Raw genomic sequence first — 16,238 nt, forward strand, 5'->3', positions numbered from 1 at the left:
ATGACGCCCATCCTCTTCTACGACACCGAGACCTCCGGCCTGCCGCAATGGAGCCTGCCCAGCGAAGATCCCAGCCAGCCGCACGTCACGCAGATCGCGGCCGAGCTGCACGACGAAGACACCGGCACCACGCTGGCCTTCATGGACCTACTGATCAAGCCCGACGGCTGGACCATCCCAGAGGAACTCGAGACGCTGACAGGCATCACCAACGAGAAGGCCACGCAGTTTGGCGTGCCCATCGAGCAGGCGCTCTCGCTCTTCATCGACATGTGGAAGAAGGCGCAGATGCGAGTCGCCCACAACGAGTCCTTCGATATGCGGATGGTGCGCATTGAGCTGATGCGCCAGCTCGACCACGACGAGGGATTCCATGAACAGTGGAAGACCGCCCCCGCCTTCTGCACTCAGTCGAAGAGCACCAAGATCATCAACCTGCCGCCGACCGAGAAGATGTTGGCCGCCGGCCGTCGCACGCCCAAGTCGCCGAATCTCGGCGAAGCCTTCCGGCACTTCACCGGCACTGAGCTGGTGGGCGCGCACAACGCCGCCGTCGACCTGGGCGCCTGCCGCACCGTGTACTACGGCATCAAGCGGCATCTCGCTACGGCGGCATGAACTGCCACGTCGCACTGGTCGTCACCGTCGCCGGCATGCTCATCTGCCTGGTGATCGGTGGCTACGCCCATTACCGCCTGCTCAAGAAGATGGCAGGCGAGGACAAGGAACCGAAGTGAGCCAGCAAACCGAAACCCGCGAATTGACGCCGGACGCCCAGGCGGACCGCGATGCATTTGAATCCACCTTTGGCACGGGCAACTGCTCCTGCCATCTCTCGCCGCCTTGCAATAGCTGTGTGCACCCGGGCAACCCCAGCAATCAGGATGAGGATGACAACTGCTGGCAGCCGGCTCAGCGCGGCGTCGTTGGTGCGCCGGAGCGCATCGTTCTTTGCGTCGGCGACGCGCCGGATGGAACGGCTTTCGCCGATCTGCACGAAGTGACGTGGTGCGCGGAGAGCCAGAATGCGGCCGACATCGGGTATGTCCGCTCTGATCTCGCCGCTCCCCCGGCACCTGTTGGCGGGGCGGAATGGGACATCGAAACAGTCAGCAATGCGTTTTCGACCGTGCGCTATGTCCTCGGCGTCCCCGCTGCGATGGCCGGGACCACACCGCGCCAGCACTGGCAGGAAATCGTAGCCGCCATAGCTGCATGGCCCCTCGTCGGTGACGCTCTGAACCGGAAGCGGGGGGAAGCGGCAATTCGTGCCCAGTCCGCTCCCCTCAATGAGGGTGGTAGCGAGCCAATCGGGCATATCCACAAGGACGCCATGCGTCGCCTGTTGGCTGGGGATACCGCCGCGATCCGGCAAAAGTCCTATGGTGATGATGGCGTGGCAATCTATGCACGCCCGCAACCGGTGGCGATCAGTGAGGGTGGCAAGGGCGAGGGGGTGCAATACGCGAAGACTGTCGACGCACCCTATGCGCCGATCTCGCAACCGAGCGCCAGGGCGCTGGCACTACTGCACGATCTGTTTGGCGTCCACCTGTTGTCTGGCGATCTCGATTTTGATTTCGACGGCTGGTTCGCTATCGAGGACATGCATCGTGTCCGCGCCCTCCTGGCCGCAGAGCAGCCCAGCGAGGACAAGCTTGACGCAACCCGGTTCGTCTCGTTCGTCGGTGCGCTCGTGGCCGACGCGAACGGCGAGCCTCTCACGGAAGACCAACGGCGTATCCGCGCAGCGTTTCAAGGGAAAGGCAAGCTCACGACCGACATCGTGCGGAAGTGTATCGACGCCGCAATCGTGAAAGGTGCCGCATGAGCGCCGGGCACCTGACAGAGCGCGAATCGCACTGGAATCGCGTTGTTGCGCGCGATCTGGATCGTAAGCACCGGAAGTGGCCGCTTGGCACGCCAGTCGCCGTTAGAACGCCTGCCGGCTATCTGCGCGGCCGCGTCGTCAAGCACTGGCGCAAAGGTGAGGTGCAGCACGGCGCTAGCGTCGAGTTTCCGCAGCTCGTCGACATGGAAGATGCCAACGGCGCGCGCTACTGCCACGTCATCCCGTTCCGCAGCATGAAGCCAATCGCAAAAGGAGAGGGGAAGTGAGCCGCGATCCGAACGCCGGGAAATACCAGCGCCTGGCGAAGCAAGAGTTCTCCATTGCCGAGAAGGTACTGGCCGACGCTGGCGGCCGTCTCCAATGGGGCACCAACGACTACGAGGCATTCCGCTTCGTTTCGCCGGATGTGACGCTGATCTTCTACCCGCACAAGACCAGTGGTACCGGCAACACGAGCATCCGTGTGCGTGACCAGGCGAGCAAGAAGAAGGGGAAGGCCGCTCATCTGATGGCTCTGCTGTACATCGGCGCCGGGAACAACAACACCTTCTACTGGAAGGACATGGAATACAACACCGTCCACCGCGTGGCTCAGTCTGCCGGACTGGAATGCGGCTGGGCCGCGAAGGAAGCACCATGACTGAAAGCACCCAGAAACTGAAGCCCTGCCCGTTCTGCGGACAACCGGCCGCCACGAAGATGAGCGATGGTTGGCACGCCGCTGGCTGCGCCACGTATATGGCCCCGGGCGTGCTGTGCTATGGGCAGTCCATCGCCCTGCAATACAAGACGGAATCCGAGGCCATTGCAGCGTGGAACAACCGGGCTCCCACGGGGGCCGCAGCGCCGGAGGGCCGCCCGACCGGTGAAGACACGCGCAGCACATTGCCCTACCCCATCGACCCGACGGATGCGCTGACTGAAGTACTCGGCCTGATGCTCTACACCACCACGCCGATCGCGCACGCGATGCGCGCGGCTGGCACGGACATCCCGACCAAGTGCGAAGCCGAGCAGGCGCACGTCCTGCACTGGCTGATCCAGCTGGCGCTGCAGCACGGCGACGCCTGGCGCGAGAAGGCGCGGGCGAGCATGGAAGAGCTGCGCGCGGCAATGGGCGACTGCAAGGTCAGTGTCACCACCGAATCCGCGCCTTGCGCCGGCGTCTCTCTCCCCCTCAACACAAAGGAACGCGCATGATCCGCCGCAAATACAAGACGTTCGGCATGTGCTGCGGCCTCGGCGGCGGCGCCAAGGGCTTCACGAAAGCCGCTTCCCAGGTAGGCAACATGGTCGCGACCTGGGAGTGCATCGGCGGTATCGACGTCGACCCGGCCGCCGCGCGTGACTTCGAGACGCTGGTCGGCGTGCCCTGCACCGTCATGGACCTCTTCACTCGCGAGCAGTACACCGCCTTCTGGGGCAAAGAGCCGCCGGCTGGCTGGCGCGAGGCCACGGCCGCCGACATCCGGCGCGCCGCCGGCAATGAGCGGCCGAACTGCGTGTTCATCTCATCGCCGTGCAAGGGCGCGTCCGGGCTGCTGTCCGAGGCCCTGAGCCGCACGCCGAAGTACCAGGCGCTCAATGAGCTGACGCTGCGCTGCGTGTGGCTGATGTGCGAAGCCTGGAAGGATGACCCCGTCGAGCTGATCGTATTCGAGAACGTGCCGCGGCTGGCAACGCGCGGGCGGCACCTGCTCGACCAGATCAACCAGATCCTGCGCCACTATGGCTATGCTGTGAACGAGACGACGCACGACTGCGGCGAGATCGGCGGGCTGGCCCAGAGCCGCAAGCGCTTCCTGCTGGTGGCGCGGCACATGGAGAAGGTCCCGGCCTTCCTGTACGAGCCGGAAATTCGCCGCCTGCAGGGTGTCGGTACCGTGCTGGGCCGTATGCCGCTGCCTGGCGACGCCACCGGCGGCCCGATGCACCGCGTGCCGTCGCTGCAGTGGAAGACCTGGGTGCGGCTGGCGTTCGTCGAGGCCGGTAGCGACTGGCGCAGCCTGAACAAGCTGGCGGTGCAGGACGGCTACCTCAGCGATTACCTGATCCTGCCGGAACGCCGGTCGGGGCACCTGGGCGTCATCGAATGGAACGAGCCGACGGGCACGGTGGCCGGCGAGTCGCTGCCGACGAACGGTGCTTTCAGCGTAGCGGACCCGCGCACGCGGCCCTCCGATCGTTGGAACCACGGCCAGAACTACGGCGTTGTGCAATGGGATTCCCCCACCGGGACCATCAGCGGACAGCAATGGCCTAACCAAGGACGCTTCGCTGTCGCCGACCCGCGCCACGCCGGCCCCGCCAAGCACAACAACGAATTCCGCATCGTGCCGTGGGACCAGGCCGCCGGCGCGGTCACCAGCGCCCACGGCACCGGCCAGTGCGTACAAGATCCGCGCCGGACCGGCCCGACCTTTGGCAAGTACGCCGTGACGCCTTGGGATACCGCCACCGGCACCGTGATCTCGGGCAGCACGACCGGCCAGGGTGCATATGCCGTGGCCGACCCCCGCCCGGGCATGCGGCGCAAGCGCGGCGACCACTACCTGACCGGTGGGCACTATGGTGTGGTGGGTTGGGAACAGCCGAGCGGCGCAGTATCGGCAGCTGCTGGCCACGACAACGGCCGCTGGTCGGTCGCTGATCCGCGCCTGCCCGCAGCGAACGACAAGCTGGTGGCGATCATCCGCGCGCTGGACGGCACCTGGCACCGCCCTTTCACGACGCTGGAGCTGGCCGCGCTGCAGTCGTTGATCGAGCCGGAGGAATACCTCGAGTTGGACGGGCTGAGCGATCAGGCCTGGCGCGAGCGCATCGGCAACGCCGTGCCGCCGGACGCCGCGTGCGCGATCGCCGAGGTCATGGGCACCACCCTGTTGCTGGCCGAGACCGGCGAGACGTTCAGGCTGTCGGCCACGCCGGTTTGGGTGCGGCCGGTGGCGATGGCGCTGTCGGTGGCACAGCCTGCGGAGGTCGCATGAGCGAGCCCAAGACATTTTGGAGCCCGGCGCGGCGCGCGCGCGACCACCATCGCGCTGGTAGCGAAGCGCCCGAGCCGAGGCTATTTGATCGTGTCAGCCACAACTGCAAGCGCCCACCCTGCAAAGAGGCAGACAGCAACCCAGCCGGAGGCGATAAGCGCGATGTCACGCCAATTCATTGCGCGGCTCCTTCAGCTGTCGATCGCAATAGGGTTAAGGGTAGTAACGATCACCAAAAAATCACGCGGTGAGATGTGAAGAAATATTGCGACGCACCCAAGTCGTGACGGCAATGCAGGACATGGAAAGAACGTCCATGCCCGACATATCGGCGCTGGAAAGCAAACCTTTAGGTATTTGGCATGAGCGAAACCACAAAAATCGAATGGACCGACGCCACGTTCAACCCCTGGATCGGCTGCACCAAGGTGTCGCCGGCCTGCGACCACTGCTACGCCGAGGTATCCACGCCGGCCCGCGCGCTGGGCGTGACCTGGGGCGCCAAGGAAGACCGGCACCGCACGTCGGCCGCCAACTGGAAGCTGCCGCTGCGCTGGAACGCCCAGCACGATGAGTTCTTCGCCGCGCACGGCCGCCGCCGGCACGTCTTCTGCGCCAGTCTGGCTGATGTGTTCGATAACGCCGTCAGCGCGCAATGGCGCTTTGACCTGCTCCGGCTGATCGTCGACACGCCCAACTTGGATTGGCTGCTGCTGACGAAGCGCGTCGGCAACGCCGCGGAGATGCTGGAGCAGGCCATGCGTGCGCTCACAGTTGGCCGCGAGGGATGGCGCGACAACTACCTGCCCAACGTCTGGATCGGCGCCACGATCTGCAACCAGGAGGAGGCCGACCGCGACATCCCGAAGCTGCTGGCGGTGCCGGCGCGCGTGCGGTTCCTGTCGATGGAGCCGCTGCTCGGGCCGGTGGACTTGCGCCTGCCGACACGGACATGGGCCTTTAGTGACGGCCACCTGGGATGCGACCACTGCTGCAACGGTGATCGCTGCGACGATTCCACGCATACGGACCGCGCCTTCTGCGGCCACTGCCGCGGAACCGGCAATGGGCGTCCGATCGACTGGGTGATCGTCGGCGGCGAGAGCGGCGCCAGCGCGCAGCCGATGCATCCGAACTGGGCGCGGAGCCTGCGCGACCAGTGCGCGGCGGCCCGCGTGCGATTCCTGTTCAAGCAATGGGGTGAGTGGCGACACATGGACGTGGAGGAGCAGAAGGCCAAACCAGACGCAGTAGTGCGCGGCCGCGTCGCCACATGGCCTGATGGCACCGTGGGTCATGGCGACTACCGGCTCAATGGTGGCTACGGCAGGTCAGTCTTCAAGATGGGTAAGAAGGCCGCCGGCCGCCTGCTTGACGGCGTGCAGCACGATGGATTCCCGGAGATCAAGGCATGAACATCCCCGACAAACTCACCATGCGCGAGACCGCGCACGGCCACGGCGCCCACGGCATGGCCTTCTACTGCTATGAGGACACCGCTGGCCTGGGCGTCCAGATGGAGGCGCGCCGCGAGAACGGTCGCTGCGCCTTCATTGAGACGTGGTTTCGCGAAGCGCTGCCGGAGCGCAAGTTCGCCACTTTGGCCGAGCTCAGCGCCGCAGTGGCCGCGTTGACCGATGAGCAAGTGGAGGCCGAGGCTGCCCAGTACCCACGCTTCCGCAGGATCGCGCCCGACACCTGCGGCAATGCCTGCCGGCTGTGCCCAAGGCCGCCCTACACGGGCGAGCGAGTGAAGCACGACACCTGGCGCGTGCAAGTCGCGAGGGGCTGGCGCGCCGTCACGGACTGGAGTTGCAGCCTGTGCGATACCCACTTCAACCAGTTCGACGGGAAGCCGGCTGAGCTCATCGCAGCGCTCGAAGCCGAGGTTGCAGATCGCAAAGCCCGCGGCGCGGCGAAGGGGCTGCCATGATGAAGGCCCTATCTATCCGCCAGCCATGGGCGTGGCTGATCGCCAACGGCCACAAGGACATCGAGAACAGAACCTGGGCGACGAAGTACCGCGGCACGGTGCTGATCCACGCCAGCCAGGGCATGACGCGCGGTGAATACGAGGATGTCGTCGACTTCCTGCTACTGGATCCCCGATTGCATGAGGCCGCACATGCATTGCCGTCGCACGACGCCCTCGATCGCGGCGGCATCGTCGGCCAGGTTGAAATCGTGGACTGCGTGCGCGCCAGCGATTCGCCATGGTTCTTCGGGCCGGTTGGGTTCCAGCTACGCAATGCTCGGCCGCTCCCCTTCCGCAAGATCAAGGGCACGCTCGGCTTCTTCGGCGTGCCCGACAGCCTTGTCGAGGTGCCGGCATGACGGTCTACGTCGACGACGTGCGCGCGGCCTACGGCCGGATGGTGATGTGCCACATGATCGCGGACACCGATGCGGAGCTGCACGCGATGGCGGCACGCATCGGCGTGGCGCGCCGCTGGCACCAGAAGCCGGGCACCGAGCGCAGTCACTACGACATCGCACTGAACAAGCGCACCGCGGCCGTCGCGGCCGGCGCGATCGAGATCACCTGGCGACAGACCGGCGCGATGGTTGCGCGGCGGCGCGCTACTGGCCAGCTCGGCGCGCCCGCGGACGCCGAACAGTGGCATCTAGGCCACCTTGCCGCGCGCCGCGCCGCAGCTTAGCAACCACACGCGTAAAACGCATTTACCCGTGTGATGAGTAGAAACAGGAAAGCAGTGGAAGCAGCAGCAAAACGAATCATCGAATTGACCCGCCAGGCTTGGCGAATTGGAGAAAGCAAGTGAGCGACACAGACCTGATTGAACGCCTCGCGGCCGCGGTGGCGGAGCGCGTCCAGCCGGCGGTACCGTTGAAGGTGCAGCTGTGGAGTACTGAGGCGATCGCCACATACCTGCAGCGCCCGGCGCAGGTGATCCGTGAACGCGTCGTCTGTCTGCCCGGCTTTCCCCGCCCTATCCGACTGCCTGCCCTCTCGGGTGGCAAGGCCACGGCGCATCCCCGCTGGAAGGCAGCCGAGGTAATCGCCTGGGCCGAGTCCTATCAGGACAAGCCGCGCAAGGGTGACTAGCGGAGCATGGTCGCCACGTCGGCGGCCGACTCGTTGTAATAGGTCATCAGCTCATTGAGATCCGTGTGTCCCGTCAAGCGCGCCAGCGCGAGTACGGGCACCTTCTTCGCGAGGCGAGTGATTGCCTCGTGACGCGTGTCGTGGAAAGTCACGTCCAGCACGCCAGACCGGTCACGCCCCTTCCGGAAGAGCACGTCCCGACTCGCGTCCGTGAGGTTGAACAGCGGCTTGCCATCCTCCACCGGTGGCAGCATCTCCAACAGTTCAATCGCTCGGGGCGAAAGCGCCACGTCCCGCGCGCCGCCGTTCTTCGTAAGCGGCAAGTGCGCGACCCAGGCGGTCTTATCCACCGTCTTGCTGGTCAGCCCCAGGATCTCGCCCGAGCGCATTGCTGTCTCAATGGCGAAGAGGAAGGCCACGGCCACGCGCTGGATCGGAAGCCCAACGGGCAACCCATCCTGAAACTGCAGCGCCTGGGTGATCTTGGTGATCTCGTCGTCCGAGATACGGCGAGTGCGCGGAGGGCTATCGGCGGGTCGGCGCACCTTCTTCATCGGCTCCGTTACGAGCCAGCCCCATTCCTCCCTGGCCACCTGCAGCGCATGCGATAGCAACGACATCTCGCGGGACACCGATGACCCCGCGACTTCCTGGGCGCGCGCGTCGCGCCAAGCCGTGATATGGCTCGGCTGCAGGTCGACAAGCTTGATGTCACGGAACGGCTTGCCGTTGATCTCCTTCCGGCCGATCAATTCCAGGCGCAGCAACTCCCAACGCGAGCCGCGTTTGGTCGGGCTTACCTTCTTCTGGTATTCGTCGAGCACGTCACCTACCGTATGGGTCTTGCTACCCTGCCCGCTGGAGATCGCGCGCAACTCGGTCTCGCGTTTCGCGGCCCATGCCTGCGCCTCGGCCTTCGTGTCGAAGTAGCCGCTATCGCGCTGACCTTTGACGTACAACTCGGCACGCCAGCCGGAACCGATTCGCCTGAATGACGCCATGCCTAATCTCGCCCTATCTATTCGCCGTCACTTTGCGGCACGCCGATTATAGGCCGGGTTGGCGTAATCCTTAGCGTAATTTTGGCGTAACGCTACTCAGTTTCGTGTGGTTTGGAGTGGTTTTTACGCCAGATCTTCGAGCATCAAAATCATCGGAAAATCCTTTGAAATCAATGTCTTGTGGCGTGGTTTGGCGTCGTGTGAATATGGAACTTTGGTGCGAGGGAGGGGACTCGAACCCCTACACCATTGCTGGCGTCAGGACCTAAACCTGGTGCGTCTACCAATTTCGCCACCCTCGCAGTCCCTGCGGCGTGCATCCCTGACGGGAGGCCGCTGTGCTCGTTGTCTTACAGGCGTGCCGGGCAGCGTGAGAAATATCACAAGAGCACAAAAGCAAACAGGCGGCTGAAACTGCCCGCCTGGCTGGTGTTACCTGTGCTGCCGGCGCACTTTGCGCATGCAGCGCAACGAGGCAGCGGATTCTAGCGCAAAGCGCCGCTGGAATCCAGCCCCTCGTGCTGCCCGGGGCATCTCGCCGGTTAGGCCTTGGCGGCGACCTTGGTTTTGATGAATGCCAGCACCAGGACGGTGGCGCAGGCTTCCAGCGCGGCGACGAAGTACAGGCCGGACGAGAGCTGGCCGGTGCTGGTTTTGAACCAACCGATCATGTAGGGCGCGACGAAGCCGGCAAGGTTGCCGATGGAGTTGATGAGGGCGATGCCGCCGGCGGCAGCGGTGCCGGCGAGGAAGGCGGAGGGCAGCGACCAGAAGACCGGGAAGGCGGCGAGGATGCCGACGGAGGCGATGGTGAGCGCCACCATGGCGAGCACAGCGCTGTGCAGCCACATGCCGGTGAGCACAAGGCCGGCGGCGGCCATCAGGGTGGCTAGCGCGCAGTGCAGGCGGCGTTCGCCGGTGCGGTCGGAGTGGATGCCGTTCCAGACCATGGCGAGGGTGCCTGCGATGAAGGGGATGGCGGAGACGAGGCCGATCTGCAGGTTGCCCTTGACGCCGAGCTCTTTGATGATGGATGGCGACCAGAAGGCGATGGTGGCGTTGCCGCTGACCACGCAGAAGTAGATGGCGGCGCAGATCCAGACGCGCGAGTTGGTGAAGGCGGCGCGCAGCGAGGAGTGCTTGGCGGGGTCGCGGTTTTCGGCTTCGATCTCGCGGGTGACGAGGTCGCGCTCGCTGGGGGAGAGCCATTTGGCGCTGATGGGCTTTTCAGGCAGGAACATCAGCACCGCGATGCCGGCAAGCACGGAGGGGATGCCTTCGATGACGAACAGCCATTGCCAGTTGGCGAGGCCGTCGACGCCTTCCATGCTGCTCATGATGAAGCCGGCGAGCGGGCCGCCGATGACGCCGGCGATGGCGAACGAGGTCATGAACAGGCCGTTGATGCGGGCGCGGCGCTGAGCGGGGAACCAGTAGGTGAGGTAGAGCACGACGCCGGGAAAGAAGCCGGCTTCGAACACGCCGAGCAGGAATCGCAGGGCGTAGAACTGCATGGGGGTCTTGACGAAGATCATCGCCATGGAGGCAAAGCCCCACAGGATGGTGATGCGGGCGAGCGTGCGGCGCGCGCCGATTTTTTCCAGCAAGAGATTGCTGGGCACTTCGAACAGGAAGTAGCCGATGAAGAAGATGCCGGCGCCGAAACCGTACACGGCTTCGCTGAATTGCAGGTCTTGCAGCATCTGCAGCTTGGCAAAGCCGACATTGACGCGGTCTATCCAGGCGAGCACGAACAGGAACACCAGGAAGGGGATCAGCCGCACCGCGATCTTGCGGTAGGCCTCGTTGCGCTCTGCCGGGGTGTGGGCCGGGCTTTCCAGGGCGCCAGGGGCGCCGGTCATCACGGAAGACATCGGTGGTACTCCTTGGGTGTTGATTGACGGGGCCGCGCTGCCTGGTCGCGGCCCTCGGTCTTTTCTGCTGGCTACTACGTGTTACTGCAGCGCGGCTTCGATGGCGCCGGCCACCTGCAGCACGCGCGCGTCGCGCCCGTTCAGGCCGCCGACGCTCAGCCCCATGCCCTGCTCCGCCGCCGGCATCGGCAGCGATACGGCGCAGCCGTCGAGGAAGTTGAGCACGCTGGGGTTGCGCAGCACGAGGCCGTTGGTGGCGAAGAAGGCTTCGTCGCTTTGCAGGGCATCGAGCCGTGGCGGGCGCACGGCAACCGTGGGCATCAGCCAGGCGTCGGCTTCGCGCAGCAGGTCGGCGGCGCGCACCTGCATGGCGCGGCGCTCGGCCAGCAGTTCGATGTAGTCGGCGGCGCCGAGTTGCTCGCCGCGGCGGATGCGCATGGCAACGCGCTGGTCGTAGGCATCGCCGCGTTCGGCCAGCAACTGCTTGTGCCAGTGCCAGGCTTCGGCTGCCGTGAGGCCGCCGGCGGCGTTGATCTGCGGCAGCCGCTTGAGCTCGGGGAATTCGAACGGGATGATCTGCGCACCGAGCCGGGAGAGCGTGGCGAGCGTGGCGTCGAAGGCCTGGGCGACTTCGGCGTCGAGGCCGTCGCACACGAAATCGCGGGTCACCAGCAGACGCAGCCCGCCCAGCGGCGCGGGGCGGCTGTCCAGCGTTTCGCCGCTGACGATGGCGTCGAACGCGGCGCAGCAGGCAACCGAGCGCGCCAGCGGGCCGGCGGAGTCGAGCGAGGTCGACAGTGGCACGGCGCCGGCCAGCGGCACGCGGCTTGCGGTGGGCTTGAAGCCGGTCAGGCCGCAGAACGCGCTGGGGATGCGGATGGAGCCGCCGGTGTCGGTGCCGAGCGCCGCAACGGCCATATCGAGCGCCACGCTGAGCGCGCCACCGGACGTGGAGCCACCCGCGATGCGTGCTTCGTCGAAGGGCGTGCGGGGCGTGCCATAGTGCGGGTTCAGGCCGAGGCCGGAGAACGCGAACTCGCTCATGTTGGTGCGCCCGATCAGCACGGCGCCGGCGGCGCGCAGGCGCGCCACCACGGGCGCGTCGGCGCCGGCGGGCTCGCGCGTGAGCGCCTTCGACCCGGCCCGGGTCACCTGCCCTTTTACGTCGAACAGGTCCTTGATGGAGACCGGCAGCCCCGCCAGCGGCGATGCCACCAGCCCTGCGGCCCGCGCCTGGTCGGCGGCGCGGGCAGCGGCCAGCGCGCCGGCGCCGTCGACTTCCAGGAAGGCGGTGCCGCCAGTGTTACGGTGGCCGTCGATGCGAGCCAGTGCTTGCTCGGTCAGCGCAACGCTGGTGGTGCGCCCGGCGGCCAGGTCGGCGGCGAGCGCGGCGATGGTTGGCAGCGTGGTGCTCATGGTGCGACCGCCAGGCATGCCACGCGATAAGCATGGCGCAGCGTGCGCTTGCGCACCGGATCGTGGAGCTCGACTTCAAAGGCTTCGCCGCTGCCCAGTTCACCAATCACGGCTTGCGTGCCGCAGAACATGGCGGTGCCCACCGGCAGCTTGTCTTCGCCGGTGAGGCGCTGGATCAGGTCGCGCGGGTCCAGCAGGCGCGTCACCAGCCCTTCCTGGTAGAGCTCGCGCTGGCCGTTGCGGGTGCGCCAGCAGCGCATCTGCAACTGGTCCCAGTGCGCGGCCACATCGTCAAAGCGCCAGACTTCGGTGCCCAGGGGCTTGGCGCACATCTGCTTGGAGACGGTGACGTCATAGGCTTCGACCTTGCGGTCGGTGTGATCGGAGCCCACGCCGATGTACATCGCGTCCTTGGCCGCCAGCAGCACGAACTCGATTTCGCCGGAGGAGTCTTCGCGCGGCACCTCGAGCAGCGCGTCGGTGGTCAGCAGCGAGGCGGCCAGCGGGTAGAAACACGGCACGGTGGTCGGCGGCTTGACGCCGATCTCTTCGAGCTCGCGGATGTGGTGGTTGACGGCGTCGGCGTCGCGGCCGGTCCAGCCGGCGATGATGAGGCGCTGGATATCGAGGACGAGTTCACCCTCGCCGGCTACGTGGAATTGAAGTGTCGGCATTGCTCACTACCTGTTGCGGATGTTGCGGAGAAAAACGGTCAGATGGTCCGGATGATGTTCTTCCGGAATTCGTCAATGTGTTCGCGGATGGCCTCGCGCACCGCCGGCACGTCGCGCCGCTCCAGGGCATCGATGATCACCAGGTGCTCCTGGTAGACGTTCTCCAGGTGCTGCGGGTCGGACAGCGAGAGGAACCAGAAGCGCGCCTGCTTCTCGTGCAGGCCGCGCAGCAGGTCGGCCAGCACGCGATTGCGCGAGGCGGCCGACATGGCGGTATGGAATTTGAGGTCGAGCGCGGCCAGGCCGGTGATGTCGCGCCGCGCGATCAGGTCGGGCGAGCGGTCGACGATCTCGCGCATGGCCTTGAGATCGCTCTCGTGGGCGCGCTCGCAGGCCAGCGTGGCGCACAGCACTTCGTTGGTGGCGCGCACTTCGATCATGTCGAGCACTTCGTTGAGCGACAGCGGCGAGACCAGCACGCCCTTGCGCGGCAGGATCGACACCAGCCCTTCCACTTCCAGCCGGTGCAGCGCCTGGTGCACGGGGGTGCGGCCAATGCCGAGCAAGGCCGCGACCTGGGCTTCGTTGAGCGGCTCGCCAGGACGGAATTCGCAGGAAATGATGCGCCGCTTGATCTCGGCATAGGCCTGCTCGCGCAGCGCGGCGCCGGTGGCGGCGCGCGAGGCTGGCTCAGGGGTGTGATCGGCGCCGCCGACCAGCCGGATCGGGTTCGACATGGTAATTCCCGCAATGTTGAAGTTGTTGTGATACTAGTCTGATATTTCACTGATCGTCAACAAATCAGGAATGCGGGTAAACACTGAAAGAGAACGACTCGGTGCATTTCACTGTCGCGCATGCGCCGCATGTCTCACCCACCCACAATCAGGCAAGCTCCCTGGAAGCCTTATAAAACAAGGCACTCGACCGAAGTGAGAAAACTCGCGCTCCCAAATCGGAGGGCCGGCGCATCGCCGCTATTCCCAAAGAAAGACGACCCGAATATCATGGACGGAAACCATATGAATCGATAATCGATTCGGTCGTATATTGGTGCAATATGCATTCATCGTGGTGCAGGTCTTCCCAGCGATGGTGCCCGTCACCGATACGAGGACTCGGCGGAACGCGAACATGAACCGGCAAGACCATCAGGAAAACGGCGGCGAAGCGCCGGCCAGCGGCACGGAAAGCGACGAAAAAAAAGCTCGTCCAGACCCGCTTTTCAATCAATCGTTGGAGAAGGGGCTGGAAGTGCTGCGGGCTTTCAGCGCAGTCCATCGCACCCTCACGCTGGCCGAACTGGCCAGCCTGACCAGCATGACCAAAAGCTCCGCGCAACGCACCGTGCATACGCTGGAAACGCTGGGCTATGTGGCCAAGCACCCGCAGACGCGGCGCTTCCGGCTGACGCCCAAGGTGATGGAGATCGGCTACAACTACCTGTCCGCCGACGCGCTGATCCAGGCCGCCAGCCCTTACCTGTCGCAGCTCGCCAATGCCAGCGGCGAGACCGCCAACCTGACCGAGCCGGTGGGGCTGGAAATGGTCTACGTGGCGCAGTTGATGACGTCGAAGTACATCCCGGTGCTGACGCCCGTTGGCATGCGCATCCCGATGTACTGCACCAGCAGCGGCCGCGCGTACCTGAGCACATTGCCCGACGATCAGGTGATGGCCATGCTCGAGGACTCGGCCCGGGTGGCGCGCACGCCGGCCACGCTGACCGATGTGGCGGCGATCTTCGAGACGGTGGTGGCTTGCCGGAAGGTGGGCTACGCCTGCAACAACGAGGAGTTGTTCCTGGGCGATATGGGCGTGGGCGCGGCCATCGTCAACAGCCAGGGGCAGGCGGTGGGCGCGGTGCATGTGTCGCCACCGGCCAGCCGCTGGAGCATGGCCGAGGCGCAGAAAAAGCTGGCGCCGATGGTGATCGAATGCGCCTGGGCGATCTCGCGTTCGATCGCCCATTGAGAAGCTAGGGCGCTAAGTCGCCTTAGCGCGCGTGCTCCAGCATCGCTTGCAGCAGCACATTGGCGCCGGCCTCGATATGCTCGGGCAGCGCGTCTTCCAGCTCGTTGTGGCTGATGCCGTCCTTGCACGGCACGAAGATCATGCCGGTGGGCGCGCGCTGCGCCACGTACACGGCGTCGTGCCCGGCGCCGCTGACCACGTCCATGTGCGGCAGCCCCAGCGCGGCCGCGGCGCGGCGTACGCTGTCCACGCATGCCGGCGCGAACACGCAGGGCTCGAACTTCACCACCTGGCTGATCGACACGTCCACCGCGCCACGCTGCGCAATCTGCGCGAACGACGCGCGCATGGCGGCGTCCATGCGGTCCAGCCCGGCCTGCGAGAGATTGCGCAGGTCCACGGAAAAGTCCACGCGGCCCGGAATCACGTTGCGTGAGTTGGGCGTGACCTGCACGTAGCCTACCGTGCCGCGCCCGTGCGGGGCCTCATCCACGGCGATGCGATTGACTTCATCGATCATGCGGGCGGCCGCCAGCATGGCGTCGTGGCGCAGCGCCAGCGGCGTGGGGCCGGCGTGGGCGTCCATGCCGGTCACGGTCACGTCGTACCATTGCTGGCCGAGCGCGCCGGAAACCACGCCGATCGGCAGCCCGGCGGCTTCCAGCACCGGCCCCTGCTCGATATGCGCCTCGAAATAGGCCGCGAACATGCCGCCCGGCACTTCGCCCACGGGCTGCTCGCCGCGGTAGCCGATCTGCTCCAGCGCCTCGCCCACGCTAATGCCGTCAAGGTCGCGCTGGGCGCGGATGAACGCCGCCTCGAACACGCCGGCGAAGGCACCCGAGCCCATCATCACGGGCGTAAAGCGGGTGCCCTCCTCGTTGGTCCAGAACGCTAGCTCCAGCGGCGCGCGGGTGACGATGCCCAGGTCGTTGAGCGTGCGCATCACCTCAAGGCCAGCCAGCACGCCGAAATTGCCGTCGAACTTGCCGCCCGAGGGCTGGGTGTCGATGTGGCTGCCGGTGGCCACCGCGGCCGCATGGGGATCGCTCCCGGCACGGCGCGCGAACACGTTGCCTACCTCGTCGGTGCGCACATCGAGCCCGGCCGCGCGGCACCAGCCGACCACCAGGTCGCGGCCCTGGCGGTCCAGCTCGGTCAGCGCGATGCGGCACACGCCGCCCTTGGGCGTGGCGCCGATCTGCGCGAGGTCCATCAACGATTGCCACAGGCGTGCTGCGTTGATGCGGGGAGGGTGTTGCTGATCCATGTTGGGAAGCCGGTTGGTTGGGAGTCAGACGGGGAAGTCAGCAAAAAACAGGCCATGGCCGGAACGCCAGCGGGACAAGGCTGGGGCACTGGCAGTGGCATAGGCACTGGCATATGACTTGCT

General features: G+C 65.8%; 19 protein-coding genes and 1 tRNA gene. 13 read left to right on the forward strand and 7 right to left on the reverse strand.

Translation table 11 applies throughout. The features are described 5' to 3' along the window. From AC1Q7Q_RS26905 to AC1Q7Q_RS26960, 12 genes are all read left to right on the forward strand, one after another. Positions 1-618: a 3'-5' exonuclease gene (locus AC1Q7Q_RS26905; protein ID WP_492370773.1), complete on the forward strand. Its 618-nt coding sequence runs from the start codon at positions 1-3 to the stop codon at positions 616-618. Further along, positions 615-737, forward strand: a complete 123-nt coding sequence (locus AC1Q7Q_RS26910; protein ID WP_492370774.1) for a hypothetical protein — start codon at positions 615-617, stop codon at positions 735-737. The genes AC1Q7Q_RS26905 and AC1Q7Q_RS26910 overlap by 4 nt, the downstream gene beginning before the upstream one ends. Next, positions 734-1,831, forward strand: coding sequence for a hypothetical protein (locus AC1Q7Q_RS26915; RefSeq protein WP_492370775.1), 1,098 nt, complete (start codon positions 734-736; stop codon positions 1,829-1,831). The genes AC1Q7Q_RS26910 and AC1Q7Q_RS26915 overlap by 4 nt, the downstream gene beginning before the upstream one ends. Continuing rightward, positions 1,828-2,118: a hypothetical protein gene (locus AC1Q7Q_RS26920; RefSeq protein ID WP_492370776.1), complete on the forward strand. Its 291-nt coding sequence runs from the start codon at positions 1,828-1,830 to the stop codon at positions 2,116-2,118. The genes AC1Q7Q_RS26915 and AC1Q7Q_RS26920 overlap by 4 nt, the downstream gene beginning before the upstream one ends. Further along, entirely contained in the window at positions 2,115-2,492 is a 378-nt protein-coding gene (locus AC1Q7Q_RS26925; RefSeq protein WP_492370777.1) for a hypothetical protein, read from the forward strand. Before AC1Q7Q_RS26920 ends, AC1Q7Q_RS26925 begins: the two co-directional genes overlap by 4 nt. Next, positions 2,489-3,052, forward strand: a complete 564-nt coding sequence (locus AC1Q7Q_RS26930; RefSeq protein WP_492370778.1) for a Lar family restriction alleviation protein — start codon at positions 2,489-2,491, stop codon at positions 3,050-3,052. The genes AC1Q7Q_RS26925 and AC1Q7Q_RS26930 overlap by 4 nt, the downstream gene beginning before the upstream one ends. Then, entirely contained in the window at positions 3,049-4,839 is a 1,791-nt protein-coding gene (locus tag AC1Q7Q_RS26935; protein WP_492370779.1) for a DNA cytosine methyltransferase, read from the forward strand. The genes AC1Q7Q_RS26930 and AC1Q7Q_RS26935 overlap by 4 nt, the downstream gene beginning before the upstream one ends. 362 nt (positions 4,840-5,201) lie before the next feature. Next, positions 5,202-6,254, forward strand: a complete 1,053-nt coding sequence (locus tag AC1Q7Q_RS26940) for a phage Gp37/Gp68 family protein (RefSeq protein WP_492370780.1) — start codon at positions 5,202-5,204, stop codon at positions 6,252-6,254. Further along, positions 6,251-6,772, forward strand: coding sequence for a hypothetical protein (locus AC1Q7Q_RS26945; RefSeq protein ID WP_492370781.1), 522 nt, complete (start codon positions 6,251-6,253; stop codon positions 6,770-6,772). Before AC1Q7Q_RS26940 ends, AC1Q7Q_RS26945 begins: the two co-directional genes overlap by 4 nt. Continuing rightward, positions 6,769-7,173 carry an ASCH domain-containing protein gene (locus tag AC1Q7Q_RS26950; protein WP_492370782.1) on the forward strand — a complete coding sequence of 135 codons (405 nt, stop codon included), beginning with the start codon at positions 6,769-6,771 and terminating at the stop codon, positions 7,171-7,173. Before AC1Q7Q_RS26945 ends, AC1Q7Q_RS26950 begins: the two co-directional genes overlap by 4 nt. Beyond that, positions 7,170-7,499 (forward strand): DUF4031 domain-containing protein, encoded by a 330-nt coding sequence (locus tag AC1Q7Q_RS26955; RefSeq protein WP_492370783.1) that lies wholly within the window; start codon positions 7,170-7,172, stop codon positions 7,497-7,499. Before AC1Q7Q_RS26950 ends, AC1Q7Q_RS26955 begins: the two co-directional genes overlap by 4 nt. Positions 7,500-7,618: 119 nt before the next feature. Then, positions 7,619-7,906: a hypothetical protein gene (locus tag AC1Q7Q_RS26960; RefSeq protein WP_492370784.1), complete on the forward strand. Its 288-nt coding sequence runs from the start codon at positions 7,619-7,621 to the stop codon at positions 7,904-7,906. On the opposite strand, the gene AC1Q7Q_RS26965 is transcribed toward AC1Q7Q_RS26960, so the two are convergent. From AC1Q7Q_RS26965 to AC1Q7Q_RS26990, 6 genes are all read right to left on the reverse strand, one after another. Then, positions 7,903-8,907, reverse strand: coding sequence for a site-specific integrase (locus tag AC1Q7Q_RS26965; RefSeq protein ID WP_492370785.1), 1,005 nt, complete (start codon positions 8,905-8,907; stop codon positions 7,903-7,905). The two genes, AC1Q7Q_RS26960 and AC1Q7Q_RS26965, sit on opposite strands and share 4 nt — an antisense overlap. A 215-nt stretch (positions 8,908-9,122) precedes the next feature. After that, a tRNA-Leu gene (locus tag AC1Q7Q_RS26970) sits at positions 9,123-9,209 on the reverse strand. 240 nt (positions 9,210-9,449) lie between these two features. Then, positions 9,450-10,781, reverse strand: coding sequence for an MFS transporter (locus AC1Q7Q_RS26975; RefSeq protein WP_492370786.1), 1,332 nt, complete (start codon positions 10,779-10,781; stop codon positions 9,450-9,452). 81 nt (positions 10,782-10,862) lie between these two features. Next, entirely contained in the window at positions 10,863-12,197 is a 1,335-nt protein-coding gene (locus AC1Q7Q_RS26980; protein ID WP_492370787.1) for an amidase, read from the reverse strand. Then, entirely contained in the window at positions 12,194-12,871 is a 678-nt protein-coding gene (locus AC1Q7Q_RS26985) for a DUF2848 domain-containing protein (protein WP_492370788.1), read from the reverse strand. Before AC1Q7Q_RS26985 ends, AC1Q7Q_RS26980 begins: the two co-directional genes overlap by 4 nt. Positions 12,872-12,909: 38 nt before the next feature. Next, positions 12,910-13,608 carry a GntR family transcriptional regulator gene (locus AC1Q7Q_RS26990; RefSeq protein ID WP_441630760.1) on the reverse strand — a complete coding sequence of 233 codons (699 nt, stop codon included), beginning with the start codon at positions 13,606-13,608 and terminating at the stop codon, positions 12,910-12,912. A 397-nt stretch (positions 13,609-14,005) separates the two neighbouring features. Between AC1Q7Q_RS26990 and AC1Q7Q_RS26995 the strand changes: the two genes are divergently transcribed. Continuing rightward, a complete protein-coding gene (locus tag AC1Q7Q_RS26995; protein ID WP_492370789.1) occupies positions 14,006-14,845 on the forward strand; it encodes an IclR family transcriptional regulator in 840 nt (279 codons plus the stop codon). A 22-nt stretch (positions 14,846-14,867) separates the two neighbouring features. On the opposite strand, the gene AC1Q7Q_RS27000 is transcribed toward AC1Q7Q_RS26995, so the two are convergent. Continuing rightward, entirely contained in the window at positions 14,868-16,115 is a 1,248-nt protein-coding gene (locus AC1Q7Q_RS27000; RefSeq protein ID WP_492370790.1) for a Zn-dependent hydrolase, read from the reverse strand. Positions 16,116-16,238 lie beyond the last annotated feature (123 nt).

This window comes from Cupriavidus sp. GW823-FHT07A04, assembly GCF_058794615.1.